This is a genomic window from Salinarimonas ramus (assembly GCF_014645695.1).
Taxonomy (GTDB): Bacteria; Pseudomonadota; Alphaproteobacteria; order Rhizobiales; family Beijerinckiaceae; genus Salinarimonas; species Salinarimonas ramus.
On sequence record NZ_BMMF01000004.1, the window covers coordinates 285,387 to 304,179 of the forward strand.

At 72.3% G+C, this 18,793-nt stretch carries 19 protein-coding genes; 7 read left to right on the forward strand and 12 right to left on the reverse strand.

The annotated features are described in order from the left end of the window. Positions 1–29 precede the first annotated feature (29 nt). Both IEX89_RS08155 and IEX89_RS08160 read right to left on the reverse strand, forming a co-directional pair. Entirely contained in the window at positions 30–1,235 is a 1,206-nt protein-coding gene (locus tag IEX89_RS08155; protein ID WP_188911528.1) for a M23 family metallopeptidase, read from the reverse strand. Between the two features lie 119 nt (positions 1,236–1,354). Further along, positions 1,355–2,029 (reverse strand): protein-L-isoaspartate O-methyltransferase family protein, encoded by a 675-nt coding sequence (locus tag IEX89_RS08160; protein WP_188911530.1) that lies wholly within the window; start codon positions 2,027–2,029, stop codon positions 1,355–1,357. A gap of 217 nt (positions 2,030–2,246) precedes the next feature. Here IEX89_RS08160 and IEX89_RS08165 point away from each other — a divergent pair, with 217 nt between their 5' ends. From IEX89_RS08165 to IEX89_RS08175, 3 genes are all read left to right on the forward strand, one after another. Next, the gene (locus IEX89_RS08165; protein WP_188911532.1) at positions 2,247–2,780 is read left to right on the forward strand and encodes a hypothetical protein; all 534 of its coding nucleotides are present in this window, start codon (positions 2,247–2,249) and stop codon (positions 2,778–2,780) included. Positions 2,781–2,874: 94 nt separating this feature from the next. After that, the gene (locus IEX89_RS08170; protein WP_188911534.1) at positions 2,875–3,177 is read left to right on the forward strand and encodes a SemiSWEET family sugar transporter; all 303 of its coding nucleotides are present in this window, start codon (positions 2,875–2,877) and stop codon (positions 3,175–3,177) included. Further along, a complete protein-coding gene (locus IEX89_RS08175; RefSeq protein ID WP_188911536.1) occupies positions 3,174–4,289 on the forward strand; it encodes a DNA topoisomerase IB in 1,116 nt (371 codons plus the stop codon). The genes IEX89_RS08170 and IEX89_RS08175 overlap by 4 nt, the downstream gene beginning before the upstream one ends. A gap of 2 nt (positions 4,290–4,291) precedes the next feature. Here the strand turns inward: IEX89_RS08175 and IEX89_RS08180 are convergent, their stop codons facing one another. From IEX89_RS08180 to IEX89_RS08190, 3 genes are read right to left on the reverse strand one after another with little or no spacing between them, the layout of a single operon-like run. Further along, positions 4,292–5,218 (reverse strand): Brp/Blh family beta-carotene 15,15'-dioxygenase, encoded by a 927-nt coding sequence (locus tag IEX89_RS08180; protein ID WP_188911538.1) that lies wholly within the window; start codon positions 5,216–5,218, stop codon positions 4,292–4,294. After that, entirely contained in the window at positions 5,215–6,411 is a 1,197-nt protein-coding gene (locus IEX89_RS08185) for a lycopene cyclase family protein (RefSeq protein ID WP_188911539.1), read from the reverse strand. Before IEX89_RS08185 ends, IEX89_RS08180 begins: the two co-directional genes overlap by 4 nt. A 10-nt stretch (positions 6,412–6,421) precedes the next feature. Continuing rightward, on the reverse strand, positions 6,422–7,300 hold the full coding sequence (locus IEX89_RS08190; protein WP_188911547.1) for a bacteriorhodopsin: 879 nt from the start codon (positions 7,298–7,300) through the stop codon (positions 6,422–6,424). Positions 7,301–7,564: 264 nt separating this feature from the next. On the opposite strand from IEX89_RS08190, the gene IEX89_RS08195 reads away from it, so the two are divergent. Further along, positions 7,565–8,317, forward strand: a complete 753-nt coding sequence (locus IEX89_RS08195; RefSeq protein ID WP_188911549.1) for a pyridoxine 5'-phosphate synthase — start codon at positions 7,565–7,567, stop codon at positions 8,315–8,317. 236 nt (positions 8,318–8,553) lie between these two features. After that, entirely contained in the window at positions 8,554–9,255 is a 702-nt protein-coding gene (locus tag IEX89_RS08200; RefSeq protein WP_188911859.1) for a LabA-like NYN domain-containing protein, read from the forward strand. 65 nt (positions 9,256–9,320) lie between these two features. Here IEX89_RS08200 and IEX89_RS08205 read toward each other — a convergent pair whose 3' ends face one another. The 7 genes from IEX89_RS08205 to pdxH form a co-directional block, all read right to left on the reverse strand. Beyond that, a complete protein-coding gene (locus tag IEX89_RS08205) occupies positions 9,321–10,739 on the reverse strand; it encodes an amidase (RefSeq protein ID WP_188911552.1) in 1,419 nt (472 codons plus the stop codon). Between the two features lie 25 nt (positions 10,740–10,764). Next, on the reverse strand, positions 10,765–11,613 hold the full coding sequence (locus IEX89_RS08210) for an ATP-binding cassette domain-containing protein (RefSeq protein ID WP_188911554.1): 849 nt from the start codon (positions 11,611–11,613) through the stop codon (positions 10,765–10,767). Continuing rightward, a complete protein-coding gene (locus IEX89_RS08215; protein WP_188911556.1) occupies positions 11,610–12,659 on the reverse strand; it encodes an ABC transporter ATP-binding protein in 1,050 nt (349 codons plus the stop codon). The genes IEX89_RS08210 and IEX89_RS08215 overlap by 4 nt, the downstream gene beginning before the upstream one ends. Further along, positions 12,656–13,510, reverse strand: a complete 855-nt coding sequence (locus IEX89_RS08220) for an ABC transporter permease (RefSeq protein WP_188911558.1) — start codon at positions 13,508–13,510, stop codon at positions 12,656–12,658. The genes IEX89_RS08215 and IEX89_RS08220 overlap by 4 nt, the downstream gene beginning before the upstream one ends. Continuing rightward, positions 13,507–14,460, reverse strand: coding sequence for an ABC transporter permease (locus IEX89_RS08225; RefSeq protein ID WP_188911560.1), 954 nt, complete (start codon positions 14,458–14,460; stop codon positions 13,507–13,509). Before IEX89_RS08225 ends, IEX89_RS08220 begins: the two co-directional genes overlap by 4 nt. Before the next feature lie 244 nt (positions 14,461–14,704). After that, positions 14,705–16,210 (reverse strand): ABC transporter substrate-binding protein, encoded by a 1,506-nt coding sequence (locus IEX89_RS08230; RefSeq protein ID WP_188911562.1) that lies wholly within the window; start codon positions 16,208–16,210, stop codon positions 14,705–14,707. 191 nt (positions 16,211–16,401) lie between these two features. After that, a complete protein-coding gene (pdxH, locus tag IEX89_RS08235; protein ID WP_188911564.1) occupies positions 16,402–17,013 on the reverse strand; it encodes a pyridoxamine 5'-phosphate oxidase in 612 nt (203 codons plus the stop codon). A 40-nt stretch (positions 17,014–17,053) separates the two neighbouring features. On the opposite strand from pdxH, the gene IEX89_RS08240 reads away from it, so the two are divergent. After that, entirely contained in the window at positions 17,054–17,632 is a 579-nt protein-coding gene (locus IEX89_RS08240; protein ID WP_188911566.1) for an RT0821/Lpp0805 family surface protein, read from the forward strand. 112 nt (positions 17,633–17,744) lie between these two features. Continuing rightward, on the forward strand, positions 17,745–18,755 hold the full coding sequence (locus IEX89_RS08245; protein WP_188911568.1) for a DnaJ C-terminal domain-containing protein: 1,011 nt from the start codon (positions 17,745–17,747) through the stop codon (positions 18,753–18,755). Positions 18,756–18,793: the final 38 nt, after the last annotated feature.

Sequence of the window (18,793 nt, forward strand, 5' to 3'; positions counted from 1 at the left end):
AACGACGTCGCCGGTCGGTCCCGGGAAGCTCAGTTGGTGAGGTAGGGCATGGGGTCGACCGGGTCGGCGCCCCTGCGGATCTCGAAGTGGAGCTGGGGCGAGGTGACGTTGCCGGTGCGCCCCGAATTCGCGATCACCTGCCCGCGCCGCACGGCGTCGCCGCGGTTCACGAGGAGCTCGGAATTGTGCGCATAGGCGGAGACGTAGCCGTCGTCGTGGCGCACGAGGACGAGCTTGCCGTAGCCGCGCAGCTCCTCGCCGGCATAGGCGACGGTGCCGCCCTCCGCGGCGCGCACCGGCGTGCCTTCGGGGACCGCGATGTTGATGCCTTCGTTGCCGGCGGTGCCGAAGCCCGAGATCACGCGCCCGCGGGCCGGCCAGCGGAAGTCGAGTCCGGTGGCGGGATCGGGCAGGCTCGCGACCTGCTGCGGCGCGGCGGCCGGGGCCGCCGGAGCGGGAGCCGCCGCCTGCGCGGCGGGCTGGGCCTGAGGAGCCGCCTGAGGCGCCGTCGGGGCCGCGCTCGCGGCGCGCGTCGGCGCGCTCGGCGGGACGGGCGCGGCGCCGGACGCGACGGCGCCGGTACGGGTCGGCGTGGGCGCGGCGGCGCGGGTCGGAGCAGGCGGCGGCACCGGGGCGGCGCCGCCGGCGGATGCCGGGATCACCGTCGGTGAGGCCACGGGCGCGGCCGAGGCCACCTGCGTCGCGCCGCCGGCGCTGTACACCGGCACGACCAGGGCGCGTCCGGGCTGGACGTCGCCCGCGGAGGAGAGGCCGTTGACGCGAAGCAGCGCATCCATCGGCACGTTGTAGCGCCCCGCCAGCGACGACGCCGTCTCGCCCTGGCGCACCACGATGGGCGTGCCGCCGAGCGCGCTCCAGCCGGGCTGGCCGGATCCCGCCTGTGCCGTCGCCCGGGAGATGGGCTGGGCCGCCTGCGCCGAGGCGACGCTCGCCGTCGTCGTGGGCTGGGGAAGCGGAGACGCGATCGGCGCGCCGGTCGGCGCCGGCAGCGGCGCGCTGGCCACCGCCGTCGTCGGCGCGGCGGATGCCGGCTCGACGCTGCCCGTCATCACGGGGCTTTGGCCGCCGGGGGCGAACGGATTGCCGAAGGGATCGGCGAAGCGCATCGTGTCGGCGCTGCAGGCGCCGAGCGCGCTCGCCGCGAGCGCCACGAGCGCCACCTTCGCCGGCACGAAGGAACGGAATCGACCCTGGAGAGCCTGGGGATAGCGCATCGACGCACCTGATACTCGAAACGACCTGTGCAACGATTAAAAGGGCATTCAGGTTAAGCAAGCGTTGCGCCCGATCGGCTTATTACGTCCCGCAGCCGCCCTTACGTCAGGTGCGGAGATCACCGCATCACCAGCGGCGCGATGCGCAGCGACGTGCCGAGCCGGCGCGTCGTCACGCCCTCCTCGTTCTTCTCGACGACGGCGAGGCGCGGGAAGCCGTCGACGGTGAGCGCGCCGACGAGGCGCCCGCCGGGCGCGAGGCGCTCGAGCAGGGTGTCGGGGAAGGCCGGCAGCGCACCGTTGACGAGCATGCGCGGGAAGCGCTCGCGATTGCGCCGGGGCAGGAGCCCGTCGCCGTGGCCGAGCCCGATCGAAGCGGCCACGTCGAGCTGGCCGAGCCGCAGCGCGGCCGCGTCGCACAAGGCCTCGATGCGCTCGACGCTCTCCACCACGCCACCCAGGCGCGCGAGAAGCGCCGAGACGTAGCCCGAGCCCGTGCCGACCTCGTAGACCGCCATGCCCTCCTCGAGCGCCAGCGCGACGAGCATCGCCGCGACGGTGGTGGGCGCGGACATGGTCTGGCCGTAGGGCAGCGGCAGCGCGACGTCGGAGCGGGAGAGGTCGGCGAAACGCCGGGGCGCGAACAGGTTTCGCGGCACGCGCTCCATGGCGCCGAGCACCGCCTTGTCGCGATAGCCCTTGGCGCGCAGGGCCAGCACGAAGGCGGCGGTCTCCACCGCCTCCGCGTCGAGCGTCGGATCGCCCTCGCTGAGCCCTTGCCGGTCGACGCGCATACGCCCTCCCCTCGCGCGAGGATAGATCGATCGGGTTAACCGATCCTTCACCTTCCGCATCGTCGCCTCGCGCCGGCGCACGTATCGCGATGCGACCTGTCGCCGCGAGGACACGGCGCGGCGCCGGCGGTGGACGGGAGGTGCCCCGCGGCTTGATTTCCCCCGTCGGCTTGCGCATCGTCGCCCGCGAATACGCACCCGCGGAGGATGAACGGCGATGCGCAAGACGATTCCGGCCGAGACGACGATGAAGTCGGCGCTCCTCGCCCTCGCGGGCGCGCTCGCCATCACGTTCGCGGCGCCCGCGATCGCCGCCGACTACGCCCGCGGCGACATCGCCGAGGAGCGCCTCGGCGGCTGGTATTACGGCGCCCCGCCGGCCGAGGAGCGCGTGAGCCCCTTCGCGGGCACCGTCCCCTCCTGCGACGCGCCCACCATCCTCTCGACGATCTCCGGCGAGTTCAATCGCCGCGAGGCTCGCTTCTGGAATTCGGGGCTGCGCATCGTCGGCATCGAGCACGTGCGGCCGGTGGCGTTCCGTCCCTGGGGCGACAGCTTCATCCCGCGGCGCTTCTGCACGGCGACCGCGGCGGTCCAGCGCGGCCCCGTCGTGCGCCACCACCGGGTGAACTACCTCATCCGCGAGGAGCTCGGCGTCTTCCTGCAGAGCTCTCACGATGTGGAATGGTGCGTGATCGGCGTCGAGCGGCTGCTGCACGCCGCTCCCAATTGCGAGATGATGCTGCCCTGAGGCGGAAGCGGCGGGCTGCCGCAGGGCGCCCGCGGAACGCCGCACGAGCATCGCCGTTGCCACAGCTCCCTGACGAGGAGGCTTGGCAGCGTCGATGGAGGCGTATCTTCCGACCCTGATCGGCACCGTGGCCGGCATGTGCTCCACCGCGAGCTTTCTGCCGCAGGTGTGGAAATCCTGGCGCGAGGGCGACACCGGCGCGATCTCGAAGCGCATGTACGTGGTGACGGTCTCGGCCTTCTCGCTGTGGATCGCCTACGGGCTCCTGATCTGGAGCCTGCCGATCATCATCTTCAACGCGCTGAGCCTCGTGCTCTCTGGCTCCGTCCTCGTGATGAAGCTGCGCAACCTGCGCCGCCGCCGGCGCCGCACCGCGGGCGCGGAGGCTCGCCCGTGAGCGCGCTTCACGCCGAGCCGGCCCCGCAGGAGAGCCTCGCGGAGAGCGGCGTCGTCGACCCGGCGGACGCCGCCGAGAGCGCCGGCCTCACCTACGTCACCGACGACGAGCCCGGCATACGCCGCAAGCGCTCGGGCAAGGGCTTCACCTATACCGACGCCAAGGGCCGCACGATCAAGGACAAGGCGGAGCTGGCGCGCCTGAAATCGCTCGCCGTGCCGCCGGCCTACACGGACGTGTGGATCTCGCCCGACCCGAACGGCCACATCCAGGCGACGGGGCGCGACGCGCGCGGGCGCAAGCAATACCGCTACCATCCGCGCTTCCGCGAGGTGCGCGATTCGACCAAGTTCGAGCATCTCGTCGCCTTCGCCGAGGCGCTGCCGCAGATCCGCGAGCGGGTCGATGCGGACATGCGCAAGCGCACGCTCACCCGCGAGAAGGTGCTCGCCACCATCGTGCATCTGCTCGAGACGACGCTGATCCGCGTCGGCAACGCGGACTACGTGCGCCGCAACAAGACCTACGGCCTGACCACACTGGGCGACGAGCACGTCGACGTGGAGGGCGACAACCTGCGCTTCGTCTTCAGCGGCAAGGGCGGCAAGGAATGGCGGCTCAAGGTGCGCGACCGGCGCGTCGCGCGCACCGTGCGCCTGCTGGAGGACCTGCCCGGCCAGCGCCTCTTCCAATGGGTCGACGAGGACGGCACGCGCCACGCGGTCGAGAGCGCGGACGTCAACACCTATCTGCGGGAGATCACCGGGCGCGAGATCACGGCGAAGGACTTCCGCACCTGGGGCGGCACGGTGCTCGCCGCCGTGGCGCTGCGCGAGTTCGAGGCCTTCGACACCAAGGCGGCGGCGAAGAAGAATCTCAAGGCCGCCATCGAGCAGGTCTCCTCGCGGCTGGGCAACACGCCGACCATCTGCCGCAAGTGCTACGTCCACCCCGAGGTGCTCTCGGCTTATCTCGAAGGCTCGCTCGCCGAGGAGGTGACCCGCGAGGCGGAGCGTGCGCTCGCCCGCGAGCTCGACGGGCTCGAGCCCGAGGAGGCGGCGGTGCTCGCGGTCCTGCGCACGCGGCTCGCGTTGGAGAGCCGCGCCGGCTGACCTCAGCCTTCTTCCAGCGTGGCGCGCACGCGGCTCGGAAAGCCCCAGCCGCGGGCGCGTACCGGCTCGACGAGGGCCATGTGCGGCGCGGTGAGCGCGGCGAGCCCCACGAAGAGCACCTGCATCGTCCGCGCATCGAGCGCCGCCTCGGCGAGGAGCGCCCAGGCCGCCCCGCCGAGCGCGAGCGTTCCCACCATCGGCGCCGCCGCGATGGCGACGAGGGTGGCCGGCGACGTCGTGCCCGCCGCGCGCGCGGTGCGGAGCACATGGCGGGCCGAATGCATCAGGCAGAAATAGACGGCGAAGGCCACGAGCGGCGGCGCGAGGAGAGCGAGCGTCGCCGTCGCGCCGACCTCGAAGGCGGTGCGGCCGCGGTCGCGGTGCGTCTCCCAGACGACCGCGCCCACGACGAGGAGCACGACCGGCCAGGCGAGGGTCGCGAGCCCGCCGGCCACCAAGGCGCCGGCCTCGGGCCCGACCAGCAGGCCGAACAGGCGTGCGACCGCCTCCTCGTGGAGCAGCGTCGGTGCGACGAGGGGCGCCATGCCCGCCGCGGCACGGGTGCCCAACGCCGCATGACCCTCGGGATCGCCGGAGAAATGCGCCGCCGAGGCGATCAGGAAGACGGCGAGGAAGAGGATCGGCGCGAACGCCCAGACCGCCACGACGAGCGCGGCGGCGGCCCAGTAGGCGAGGCCGAAGACGAGCCAGCGCTTCACGCCGGACAGACCCAGCGTGCGCTTGGCCCAGAGCACGTCGAAAGCCCCGTGCGGCACGCCGAGCACGAGGACGAGGGCCGCGACGACGAGGATCTCCGTCGTCGTCGGCATGGCTGCGAGCGCGGGGAGCGCGGCGGCGCCGAAGGCGACGACGAGGGCGACGGCGCCGTAGGCGACGCCCTGGATACGCAGCGCGTCGTCGGTGGTCATCGCGCCGCCTCCTTCACGCGCGCGGGCAGCGCGGTCTTTCCGGCGACCGCACGGTCCGGCGTGAGGAGCGCGCGGATAAACGGCAGCGGCGGCAGGGCGGCGGCGAGCGCCGCCGCGTCGAGGAGCGTCGGCTCGTCGGAGAGGAAGCGGATGAGCCGTGGCGCGGGCGTGCGCCGGAAGAGCGCCGCGAACAGGTCGGGTCCCCGTGCAGGATCCGCGGCGAGAACGCGCAGGAACAGGCGATCCATGAAGGCGAGGAGCCGTCCGTCCGCCGCCGCCGGGACGGGTCCGCGCCCGGCGAGGAGCGCGTCCGCGCAAGCGTCGGCCCAGGCCTGGATGCGGCGGAAGGCGTAGCCGCTCGACGGCCGCGCGCCGCCCGCCATCAGCCCTGCCCGCACGAGGCCGGGCGTCCGCGATGGCGTGGGCGCGACGAGCCCCATGGGCAGGCAGCCGTGCTCCTCGCGAAGAGCCCGCCCGCCTCGCCCGAAGGTCACCGCCGCGACGGCCGCGTCGAGATCCTCCGCCAGCGCCGGCGCCGGCAGGGGATCGCGGGCGAAGGCCGTCGTCTCGATGAGCGCCCGGTCGGGGGCGAGGGGGAGGACGTAGGTGAAGACCACGCGATCGGCGCGCGGCGGCGAAAAACGCATGAGCTCGACGGTGCCGGGATCGAAGCAGGCGGTGTCGCAGGCGATCTCGCGCCCGCGGAAGCTCTGCCAGAGCCGCGCGCCACCGGGTGCGGGCCGCCGGTCGGGACGCGTGTCGACGACGGCGCCCGCCGTCACCGGCCCTGCGGCGGTCTCCACGCGAAACCCGCCGCCGGCGAGCGGCGCGACCGCTCCGACGCGTGCGCCGAGCGCGAGATCGACATCCGGGCTCGCCGCGATCGCGGCCTGCGCCGCGGCGTAGAAGTCCGCGCCGCGGATCATCTGGTAGGGCATGCCCGGCGCCTCGGCGACGGCGCTCCCGCCGCTCGCGGTGGCGACGCGCACGCGCGGCCATGCATGCGCGACGATTCGCTCGTGGCGGTGCGGGCGCGTGCGCCAGAAGCACCAGGTGCGGTCGTCGCGATAGGTCTCGCGCGCCTCGAGCACCAGGGTGCGCGGGGCGCGCGGCCCGGCGTCCGCGAGGCGCTGCGCCAGGCTCAGGCCCGCGCAGCCGCCTCCGAGGATCACGAGATCGCGATCGAGGCGCATGGCTCGCGCCTTATTCCGCCGGCTCGCGCACCCGATGCGGGCGCTCGATGCGGTCGGGATAGATCTCGCCCTGCACCGCGAGCGCGGGACCGTAGCCCTCCTCGATGGAGCGGTGGCGTGCGACGCGCGAGAGCATGATGCCGAAGACGAGCTTCGAGGTGATGTCGGCCGTCGTGAACAGCACCTGGCGCACGAGCACCGATTCGTCGGACACCCACACCGCCGGGATCAGGTAGGCGATGGGATAGAGCGTCCAGGCGACGAGCAGCAGCAGGAAGATGCGGTTCATCTCGCCCGCCACGCGGGCCGAGAGCGTCTCCGGGGGGCGATGCGTCACAGCATAGACGAGCCAGAGGATGTAGAGGTAGAACACCGTCGAGACGCCGCCCCAGATCCAGAAGGGCGCGACCGCCTGCGTATCGGAGAAGCCGGCCACCGCCGGCTCGTAGTACTGGCCGACATAGCCGGTCCAGATCATCAGCAGGCCGGCGAGCGTGAACTTCCCCCAGTTCGCCCAGAAGGCGCGGCCCGAGAAGCCGAGCACGACGAGGAGCTGGGTGAGCAGCATCGGCACGTCGATCGACCAATTGGCGTAGCGATAGCCGTTGGAGAAGATCATCCCGTCGACGCGCGTCCACAGCCCGCTCGCCTCGTTGAAGGTGAAGGTGCGGTTCCACAGCAGCCAGAGCTGGAAGATCTCGAGCGCGGCCGAGACCATCACCACCGCCGAGATCACGCTCGAGAGGCGGTAGCGCGGCGCGACGTTGTTCATCGTCATGATGAAATAGGCGAGCCCCGCGAGGAAGGCCGCCACCGTCAGCGCGAAGATGTGGCGTATGACGTCGAAGTGCCAATAGCCGTATTCGAGGAAGTTTTCGTAATTGGGCATGAGACCTCCCGGCCCGTTCTTCTGGGAGAAGCATCGCGGGAGGCGAGCATGCGACCTGCGCGGGCCGCGTCCGCGGACCCACCGCCCCGGTTCGATCGGGCGGCCAACGAACAAGCGGGCCATTCCGTTCGCTCTCGGGGAGAGACGATGCACGCTCTGCGGCGCGACCCGGCGTCGCGGCGGCCCCACCGGCGCGCCATCGGCATGCTCGACATCGGCGCGGGCGGCGTTATGGTCCGCGCTCGTCGAATTCGGAGCACGGCCATGGCGAGGCTCAGCGTCAACCTCAACAAGATCGCCCTCCTGCGCAACTCGCGGAAGACCGGCGTGCCGGACCCGGCCGCCTTCGTGCCGCTCGCGGCCCGCGCGGGCGCGCAGGGCATCACGCTGCATCCGCGCCCCGACGAGCGCCACGTGCGCCGCACCGACGTCGACGCAATCGCCGCGGCGATGGAGGGCATGCGCCCGGCCTGCGAGCTCAACCTCGAGGGCTACCCGGACGCGCGCTTTCTCGAGATCGTGCGCGCCGTGCGTCCCGAGCAGGTGACCTTCGTGCCGGACGCCCCCGACGTCTTCACCTCCGACAAGGGCTTCGAGCTCGACGCGGCGCAGACGACGCTCGTGCGCGAGGCGCTGGCCGCGCTCGAGGGGATCGAGACGCGCATCGTGCTGTTCATCGATCCGGACCCCGCGGTCGTCCCCCGCGTAGCCGAGATCGGCGCGCACGGCATCGAGATCTACACGGGCTCCTACGCCGAGGCCTGGAAGGCGGGCCGCCACGCGCCCCTCCTCGACGCCGCCGCCAAGGCGGCGCTCGCGGCGAAGGCGCACGGCCTCGTCGTGAATGCGGGGCACGACCTCAACCTCGACAACATCCCGCCCCTCGTCGCCGCCATCCCCCACCTCGCCGAGGCCTCCATCGGCCACGAGCTCACGGCGGACGCGCTGGTGATGGGCTTCGAGGGCGCGGTCGCCGCCTATGCGGCGGCGCTTCGCGGGGAGCGTCGCGAGGGGTGAGCGCGGCTACCACCGGGCTTCGCGCGAAAATAGGCGAATGCCGGTGCGCGGGCTGCGTTTCGGCGCTTTCCGACACTCGCCTTGACACGACCCGCCGTCGCGCGTCTATTCGAGCGAGGTGGCCATACGTGGCACCTAGACTACCGTAACGTTAGACACGCGTGGACGGCCGAACGGCCACGCATCATTGCCGGTTCGGCCTGTTTTGCGCGATTTCGATCGGAGATATTGAAGTCATGAAGGACCAAGAACGCATTGCCGTATTCATAGACGGCGCCAATCTCTACGCGACCACGAAGACGCTCGGCTTCGACATCGACTACAAGCGCCTTTTGAAAGAATTTCAATCGCGCGGCTACCTGCTTCGGGCGTTCTATTACACGGCGCTCGTCGAGGACCAAGAATACTCCTCGATCCGCCCGCTAATCGATTGGCTCGATTACAACGGCTATCGTGTCGTGACCAAGCCCACCAAGGAGTTCGTCGACTCCATGGGCCGCCGCAAGGTGAAGGGCAACATGGACATCGAGCTGTGCATCGACGCGCTCGAGCTCGCCCAGCACGTGGACCACATCGTCCTGTTCTCCGGCGACGGCGACTTCCGGTCGTTGGTCGAGGCGCTCCAGCGCAAAGGCGTGCGCGTGTCGGTGGTCTCCACCATCTCGACCCAGCCACCCATGGTGGCCGACGAGCTGCGCCGCCAGGCGGACGAGTTCATCGATCTCGCGCATCTCCTGCCGAAGATCGGCCGCGACCCGGCCGACCGGCCGCAGCGCGATTATTCCGATCGTCCGCAGCGCTTCCAGGGCGGACCCGGGCAAGGCCCCGGTCCCGGTCCCGGCCCCGGCGGTCCCGGCCTCGAGCGCCGCTACGGCATCCGTCAGGGCCAGGGCCCGATCGGCGGACCGCCGGACGAAGAGGACGAGTACGAGGATTGATCGCATCGCCCGCGCCGTGAGCCACGGCGCGGGCGATCGTCCTCGGCCTCACCCCGAATCTCACCTCACCCGAAGACCGGCCATGCCCGCTGCGGGCCGCGCATGCGCTCGAACGCCGCAGCCGCCTGCAGCACGGCCATGTCGGCGAAGCGCGGCCCGGCGATCTGCAGGCCGATGGGCAGCCCGCTCGTCGTGTAGCCGCAATTCACCGAGATCGCCGGCTGCTCGGACATGTTGAAGCCCACCGTGAAGCCGATGTGCTCGAAGGGGCGCTGCCAGTCGTTGGTCGGCGAGGCCCGGTCCGCCGGGTAGGTCGGCATCGGCGCCACCGGCGAGATCAAGAGATCGTAGGGCGCGCTCGCCGTCAGGGTCGCCTTGCGCATGGCGTCGATCTGCGCAAAGCCCCGATAGACCTCCTCCCCCGAGAGCGCCGCCCCGCTCTCCGCCCACGAGCGGATGTAGGGCAGGATCGCCGCGCGCTTCGCCTCGGGCAGGCTCCCGATGTCCGACCAGGCACGGGCGCGCCAGAAGCGATCGAGCCCGTCGAGCATCTCGCGGGTGAGGAACGGACCCGCCTCCTCGACGATCGCGCCCGCTTCCGTGAAGGCGTGCGCCGCCCGCTCGATCGCCGCGCGCACCTCCGGCTCGACGTCGGCACCCACGCCGCAATCCAGCACGAGCCCGATGCGCAGGCCCGCGACGCCGTGGTCGAGGTCGAGCCAGGGCAGGTCCGCCGGCGGCAGGCACATCGTGTCGCGCGTGTCGGGTCGCGAGAGGACGCTCATGTAGAGCGCCGCATCGGCGACGGTGCGCGTCATCGGGCCGGCGACGCGCCCGAGGAAGGGCGGATCGATGGGAACGCGCCCGAAGCTCGGCTTGAGGCCGACGACGCCGCACCAGCCGGCCGGCAGGCGGATCGAGCCGCCGATGTCGGTGCCGATATGCAGCGGGCCATAGCCGGCCGCGGCGGCGGCGCCGGCGCCGGCGGAGGAGCCGCCGGGGTTCAGGTCCGTGTTCCACGGGTTGCGCGCGAGATCGTGGAAGCTCGACAGGCCGGACGACAGCATGCCGTAATCGGGCATCGTCGTGCGCGCCATGATCACGCCGCCCGCCTCGCGGGTGCGCGCCGCCGGCGGCGCGTCGAGGGCGGACGGCACGAGGTCGCGCGCGGCGGTGCCGAGCGGCATGCCCAGCCCCTTCGTGGCGATGTTCTCCTTGATCGTCACCGGCACGCCGTCGATCGGCCCGGCGGGCTCGCCCTTCGCCCAGCGCGCCTCGGAGGCCTGCGCCGCATCGAGCGCCGCCTGCGGATCGAAGGCCCACAGCGCGTGCAGGGTCGGCTCCGCCGCCTCGATGCGCGCGATCACCGCTTGCGTGACCTCGACGGGCGAGAGGCGCCGCGCCTCGTAGGCGGCGACGAGGTCGCAGGCCGTGAGGTCGGCGAGGGCGTGAGAGGCTGGGGAGGCTGGGGAGGCGGCGGTCATCGGAGCATTCCTTCTTCTTCGTCGTTCATTCGTCGGCGCGCACGCGCTCCCCCGCGCGGGCACGCCGACGGCGGCCCGGGACGGCGTCGAGGAGCGTGCGCGTATAGTCGTGGGCCGGGTTGTCGAAGACCGCGTCCGTCGCGCCCTCCTCCACGATCCGCCCGGCCCGCATGACGCAGACCCGGTCCGTGATCACCCGCACCACCGAGAGGTCGTGGCTGATGAAGAGGTAGGCGAGGCCGAGCTCCTCCTGCAGGTCCATCATCAGGTTGAGCACCTGCGCCTGCACCGAGACGTCGAGCGCGGACACCGGCTCGTCGCAGACGATCAGCGCCGGGCGGGTGACGAGCGCCCGCGCGATGGCGATGCGCTGGCGCTGGCCGCCGGAGAATTCGTGCGGGTACTTCTCCGCGGCGGAGGCCGGCAGACCCACCTGGTCGAGCGCCTCGCGCACGCGCGTCTCGCGCGCGACGGCGTCGACGTCGGGCTCGAGCGAGCGGATCGGCTCGGCGACGATGCGGCCCACCGAATGGCGCGGGTCGAGCGACCCGTACGGGTCCTGGAAGATCGCCTGGAAGTGCTTGCGCTCCGCGCGCAGCTCCGCCCGCGAGAGCGCGAACAGGTCGCGCCCGCGAAAGCGCACGCTCCCCTCCTGGGGCGTCTCGAGCGCCATCACGGTGCGCGCCAGCGTGGACTTGCCGCAGCCCGATTCGCCGACGATGCCGAGGCTCTCGCCGGGACGAAGCGTCAGGCTCACCCCGTGGAGCGCCGTGAAGGTGGGCGCCGGCTCGAACAGCGTGCGCCGCGGCAGGCGGTAGCGGCGCACGAGATCGCGCACCTCGACGAGCGGCGGGGCGTCCTCGTGGATGCTCATCGTGCACCCTCAGCGGACGCCGCCACGTCCCCCGCCATCCCGCTCGGCGGATGCGGGTGCAGGCACGCCGCCGCGTGATCGGCCCGGCCCGGTGCGCCGAGCGGCGCGAGCGGCGGGGGTGCGGCTCGGCAATCGTCCTGCGCGCGCGGGCAGCGCGGCGCGAAGGCGCAGCCCGGCGGGCGCGCGCGCGGATCGGGCACCTGGCCCGGGATCGCGGCGAGCCGGCGCTTGCGCCCGCTCGGCTCGCGCGCGCTGGTCAGGAGCGCGGAGCGCGGCGAGGCGGCGAAGAGCCCGCGGGTATAGGGATGCGCCATGTGAGCGAAGACGTCCGCCGTGCGCCCGCTTTCGACCACGCGCCCGGCATACATCACCATCATGCGCTCGCAGGTCTCCTCGACGACCCCGAGATCGTGGGTGATGAGGACGAGCGCCATGCCCATCTCGGCGACGAGATCCTCGAGCAGATCGAGGATCTGCGCCTGGATCGTCACGTCGAGCGCCGTCGTCGGCTCGTCGGCGATGAGCACGTCGGGCCCGCAGGCGAGCGCGATGGCGATGACGACGCGCTGGCGCTGCCCGCCCGAGAGCTGGTGGGGGTAGAGATCGAGCGAGAAGCGCGGCCCGGGCAGGCCCACGCGGTCGAGGAGAGCGCGGGCGCGCTCGGCGGCCTGCGCCTTCGGGAGGCGCAGGTGCAGGATCAGGCTCTCGGCGATCTGCGCGCCGATGGTCTTGACCGGGTTCAAGGCCGTCATCGGCTCCTGGAAGACCATGGCGATGCGCCGCCCGCGGATGCCCTGCATCTCGCGCTCGGACGTCGCGAGCAGGTCGCGCCCGTCGAGGCGGATCGCACCGGTCGCCCGCGCGGCGCCGGGGAGGAGCCCCATGATCGCGAGCGCCGTCATCGACTTGCCGCAGCCCGATTCGCCGACGATGCCGAGCTTCTCGCCCCGGTCGAGGCCAATGTCGACGCCCTCGAGGATCGGCGCCGCGCCGGTGAGCGCCGGGATCTCGACGCGCAGGTTCTCGATCTCGAGGAGCCGGCTCATCGCGCGCGCCTCACCTTGGGGTCCAGCGCGTCGCGCAGCCCGTCGCCCAAGAGGTTGAGGCCGAGCACCGCGATCGTGATGGCGAGGCCCGGGAAGATCGCGAGCCAGGGTGCGGTGTAGATGTAGGTCTGCGCGTCGAACAGCATCTTGCCCCAGGACGGCTGCGGCGGCTGCACGCCGAGCCCCACATAGGAGAGCCCCGCCTCGGCCACGATGGCGAGCGCGAACTGGATCGTCGCCTGCACCACGAGCACCGCCGTGCAATTGGGCAGGACGTGCTCGATCGTGATGGCGAGATCGCTCTTGCCGGCGCAGCGCGCGGCCAACACGAAGTCGCGCTTCCACAGCCCGAGCGCCGCGCCGCGGGTGAGGCGCGCGAAGACGGGAATGTTGAAGATCCCGATCGCCACGATGGCGTTCACCGCGCCCGGCCCCGCGAGCGCGGTGATGATCACCGCCGTCAGCAGCGCCGGGAAGGCGAAGGCGAGATCCGTCGAACGCATCACGACGTCGTCCACGAGCCCGCCCCGCGCCGCGGCCAGCGCGCCGAGCGGCACGCCGATGCCGGCTCCCACCAGCACCGCGACGACGGCCACCACGATCGAGACCTGCGCCCCCGCCATGATCTGCGAGAGCACGTCGCGCCCGAAGAAGTCGGTGCCGAGCGGATGCGCGAGCGAGGGGGCCTCGAGCTTGTTCAGGATGTTCAGCGCGGTCGGCTCGTAGGGCGTCCAGACGAGGGAGACGAGCGCCATGGCTACGAAGATCGCCGTGATCACGAGGCCGACGACGAGGCTCGGGCTCGCGGCCGGAAGCCGTCGCCCGCCCGTCTTGCGCACGACGCCGCTCATCGCGCGCCTCCTCGCGACAGCCGCGGATCGAGGGCGGCGTAGGCGAGATCGACGAGGAAGTTGACGACGATGACGGAGATCGCGAGCAGCGTCACGAGGCTCTGCACGGTGATCAGGTCGCGCTGCGCGATGGCCTGGAAGACGAGGCGCCCGAGCCCCGGCAGGGTGAAGACGTTCTCGATGATGATCGTGCCGGCGAGCAGGAAGGAGAATTGCAGGCCCATGATGGTGACGACGGGGATGAGCGCGTTGGGCACCGCATGGCGCCACAGGGCCGCCTCGCCCGACAGGCCCTTGGCGCGGGCCGTGCGGATGAAGTCCTCGCCCAGGGTCTCGATGACGGAGGAGCGCGTCACGCGCGCGAGGATCGCCGCCTGCGGCAGCGCCAGCGCCAGCGCGGGCAGGATCAGCGCCTCGAGCCCGGCGAGGAGCCCCGCCTCCCAGCCGGGGAAGCCGGAGGCCGGCAGCCAGCCGAGCGTCAGCGCGAAAAGGATCACGAGCATGAGCCCGAGCCAGAAGTTCGGCACGGCGACGCCCACCTGCGCGACGCCCATCGTCGCGACGTCTCCCGCCCTCCCGCGCCGCGAGGCGGCGTAGACGCCGACGGGGATCGCGATCAGCGTCGAGAGCACGAGGGCGAGCACCGCGAGCGGCAGGCTCACCGCCGCGCGCTGCGCGACGAGATCGGCGACGGGGACGGAATAGGTGTAGCTGGTGCCGAGATCGCCGACGAGGAAGCCGCCGATCCACTCGAGGTAGCGCCATGCGACCGGCTGATCGAGCCCCATCTCGGCCCTGAGCGCGGCCAGCGTGTCGGGCCGCGCGCCGGTGCCGAGGATGATCGCGGCGGGATCGCCGGGCAGCACGGCCATGGCCACGAACACGACGAGGCTCGCCGCGAGGGCGGTGAGGACGAGCGCGATCGTGCGGCCGAGGAGGTAGCGGGACACGGGGTGTCGATCCTCTCCAAGAATGTCATCCCGGACGCCGAAGGCGATCCGGGACCCAGAACACGAGAGGCCTGGTTCAGGGCGCGCGAGAGCGCGTCCGTCCAAGTCCCGCCGATGCAGGCGTTCGGTGGCCGCGGCGTCGGCACGCCGCTCCGTCGAGCACCTGCGGTTCTGGGTCCCGGGTCCGCTTCGCGGCCCGGGATGACATGGGTGGCGCTCCCTGACGAACGCCCCCCTTCTCATTTCACCGAGCCCAGCGCGCCTCGGTGACGTCGTTGGCGGGGATCGGCTGGTTGGTCCACAGGCCTTCCAGGTCCGCGCGCCACACGCCGATCTTGGGCAGCGCGTAGAGGAACACCGCCGGCTGGTCCTCCGAGAGGATGCGCTGGAGCTCGCCCGCGATCTGCGCCTGCTCGTCCTGGTCGGTGGCGGCGAGATAGCGCTGGTAGGTCTCGCGGTATTCCTCGCTCGCGTAATTGAAGTAGTACTCGTCGCGCGCGAAGATATCGAGGTCGCGCGGCTCGGTATGCGCCACGATGGTCGCGTCGAAATCGTAGCCGCGGAAGACCTGCTCCAGCCATTGCGCCCACTCGATCGGGACGAGCTCGACGTTCAGGCCGACCTGCTGCAGGTAGGCCGCCGCCACCTCACCGCCGCGCCGGGCGTAGGCCGGGGGCGGAAGCTGGATCGTGATGGTCGCGCCCGCGGCGCCGGCCTCCTCGAGAAGCGCGCGCGCCTGGTCGGGGTCGAACGGATAGGCGTCGGAGAAATCGACGTAGCCCGGGCTCGCCGGCGTCGAGAAGGAGCCGATCGTCGTGCCCAGCCCGTTCTGCACGGCATCGAGCATGGCCTGCTTGTCGATGGCGTGGGCCAGCGCCCGGCGTACGCGCACGTCGTCGAGGGGCGCGCGGGAATTGTTGAGCGAGAGCAGCACCTCGCCCTCCGTCGCGCCGACCGCCACGGTGAAGCGATCGTCGTTCTCGAATTGCGGCAGCGCCTCGGGCGCGGGGAAGTTGGGGAAGGCGTCGAGATCGCCCGCCAGCATCGCCGCCGTGGCGGCGGAGGGGTCGGAGATGAAGCGGATGACCACGTTCTCGATCGCCGGCGCGTCGCCCCAGTAATCGGCGTTGCGGGTCATCTCCACCCGGTCGCCCTGCACCCAGCGCGCGAAGCGGTAGGGCCCCGTGCCGACGGGGTTCGTCTTGTTGGTCTCGGCGGAGCTCGGCGCCACCATCACCGCGTCGCCCCAGGCCATGTTGAACAGGAAGCGCGAGGAGGGCTGGCTCAGCGTCACCACCGCCGTGTAGGGGTCCGGGCACTCGGTCGAGGCGATGGGCTCGAACAGCCCCTTCTGGGCGTTGGTCGAATCGGGCGCGACCGCGCGCTCGTAGGAGAATTGCACGATCGAGCAGTCGAACGGCGTGCCGTCGTGGAAGGTGACGCCCTCGCGCAGGTCGAACGTGTAGACGAGCCCGTCCTCGGACACCTCCCAGCTCTCGGCGAGCGCCGGCACCACGGCGCCGTCGCCGGCGATCTGCACGAGGCCCTCGAAGATGTTGGCGTAGGTCACCTCGCGGATCGCCGCCGCGGCTCCGGCGGTCGGGTCGAGCATCGGCGGCTCGAGCTGCATGCCGAGCCGCAGCGTGTCCCGTTCCTGCGCGAGCGCCTCCGGCGCCGTGAGCGCGCCGGCGGCGGCGAGCGCGAGGAGGCTCGCAGCGAGCGCGAGCGAATGACGATGCGAGGTCCTCATAGACCCTGATCCTTCCCTGTTCGTTGGCCGGCGCGACGCCGGCGGCGTCGATCGCGATCGACGACGGATGGCGCGGAGCATGCCCCGAACGCGGCGCCACGGGCTAGCCGTCGCGCTCGTGCAGCTGCGCCCGTCCATCCTGCGCGTCGCGCCACCGCCGTCAATCGGCCACGACGCGACGCGCACGACGCTCACGGATACAGCCGCTGGCGGGCCCAGCCGCCGCCTTCCTGCGGCGTGAAGACGACGCGGTCGTGCAGGCGGAAGGGGCGGTCGGCCCAGAACTCGATTCGCGCGGGCAGGATGCGGAAGCCCGTCCAGTGCGGCGGGCGGGGGATCTCGCCCACCGCGAACTTGGCGGCGTTCGTCGCCACCGCCTTCTCCAGCGCGAATCGGCTCTCGAGCGGGCGCGACTGGCGGCTCGCCCAGGCGCCGATGCGGCTCTGGCGCGGGCGCGAGGCGTAGTAGGCGTCCGCCTCCGCGTCGCTGACGCGCTCCACGGCGCCGCGCACGCGCACCTGCCGGCGCAGGCTCTTCCAGTGCATGCAGAGTGCCGCCTGCGGGTTCGCCGCGAGCTCCTCGCCCTTCTGCGATTCGGTGTTGGTGTAGAAGACGAAGCCGCGCGGATCGTGCCCCTTCAGGAGCACCATGCGCACGTTCGGCAGCCCCGAGCCGTCCGCGGTGGCGAGCGCCATGGCGTTGGGATCCTCCGGCTCCTTGTCCGCGGCCTCGGCGAACCAGGCCTCGAACAGGGAATAGGGCTCGTCGGCTTGCGTGAAGTCACCGGCCGTTAACTCGTCCACGTTTCACTCTCCGCGCGTGGTGGTCGCACGGGAGTGACGCATGGGCCCCCTCCCGCACGGGCTGTTCGAGACGGATCATAGGGCGAAAGCGACGCGCGGCCCAGAAGCGGCGCGAACGCTCGTCGTCGCGGGCGCGCTCGTGGTCGCGCTCGCGCTCGGCGCCTGCGCCGGCGCCGGCCCGCTGGCGACGTTGTCGACCGGCGAGCCGACGACGACGGGCTCCATCACCCCGCTGCTCCCCTCGGCGGATGCGCTGACGCTGGGCCTGGCCGGCGGCGCTTTCGCCGAAGCGAACGCCGCCCTGATGCGCGCGCTCGACCCTCTCGGACCCGGCGATGCGATCGCCTTCGCCGATCCCGCGAGCGAAACCCGCGGCACGATCGCGCCCGCGGCGCCGCCGCATCTCGAAGGCGCCCTCGTCTGCCGGCGCTTCGCCGCCGAGACCCTGCGCGAGACTGCGCCGCCCGCGCGTTACGAGGGGCGCGCCTGCCGGATCGCCGCCGGGCGCTGGCGCATCGAGGAGGCCCGCCTCGCGCAAGCGCCGTCCGATAGTCCCGCCGAGGCACCTCTTCCGGCAGAGGCGCTCCCCGCCGATCTCATGCCCCGGCTTCCCGGGTAATGCCCGTCGGGTAGTTGCGCGCGCGCAACACCTCTCCCATATCCTTGGACGGAAGCGGCGCCGACCGGGCCGCCGCCGAGCCGCCAGACGAAGAGCCCACCAGGTACGAGCGATGCGCGATCCCTACGACGTCCTCGGCGTGTCCCGCCAGGCGAGCGAGGCCGATGTCAAGAAGGCCTTCCGCAAGCTCGCCAAGCAATACCACCCCGACCAGAACAAGGACCCCAAGGCGGGCGCCAAGTTCTCCGAGGTGAACACCGCCTACGAGATCCTCGGCGACGCGGACAAGCGCAAGCAGTTCGACCGCGGCGAGATCGACGGCGACGGCAAGCCGCGCTTCCGCGGCTTCGACGGGTTCGGCGGAGGCGCCGGGCGCGGCGCGGGTGCGGGTGCGGGCGCGGGCTCCGGCGGGTTCGGCGGGTTCGAGGGCTTCGCCCGCGGCGCGCGGGGCGCCGGGTCGGCCGACGACCTCTTCTCGCAGATCTTCGGCGAGGCCTTCCGGCAGGCCGAGGCCCGCGGCACGGGCGCCGGCCCCGGCGGCTTCGGCGGCTTCTCGGGCGCGGGACCGGGCGGCGGCCCCGGCGCCGGCGCGGGCGGAGCCCGGCGCGCCGCCGCCAAGGGCGCCGACCTCGAGGCGACGATGACCGTCACGCTGGAGGAGATCGCGGCGGGCGCGACGAAGCGCGTGCGCCTGCCCAACGGCCGCGAGGTCGAGGTGATGGTGCCCAAGGGCGTGTCGGACGGCCAGGTGATCCGCCTGCGCGGCCTCGGCCAGGCGAGCGCGCTCGGCGAGCCCGGCGACGTCATGCTCACCGTGGAGATCGCCCCGCACGAGCGCTTCACGAAGGATGGCGCGGACCTGCGCGTGCGCATCCCCGTCCCGCTCGAGGACGCGGTGCTCGGCGCGCCCGTGCGCGTGCCGACGCTCACCGGCGCCGTGGAGATGAAGGTTCCGCCGATGTCGTCCGGCGGGCGCACCTTCCGGCTGCGCGGCAAGGGCCTGCCGTCCAAGTCCGGCCAGGGCGACCTGCTCGCCGTCCTCGAGATCCGCCTTCCCGAGGAGCCCGACGAGGCGCTCGTCGAGTACGCGAAGCGCAAGAAGGGCGTGAAGGCCGCAGGGTGAGGACCTCGGCCGTGGAAAACCCGCGCTCGGGGCGCAAC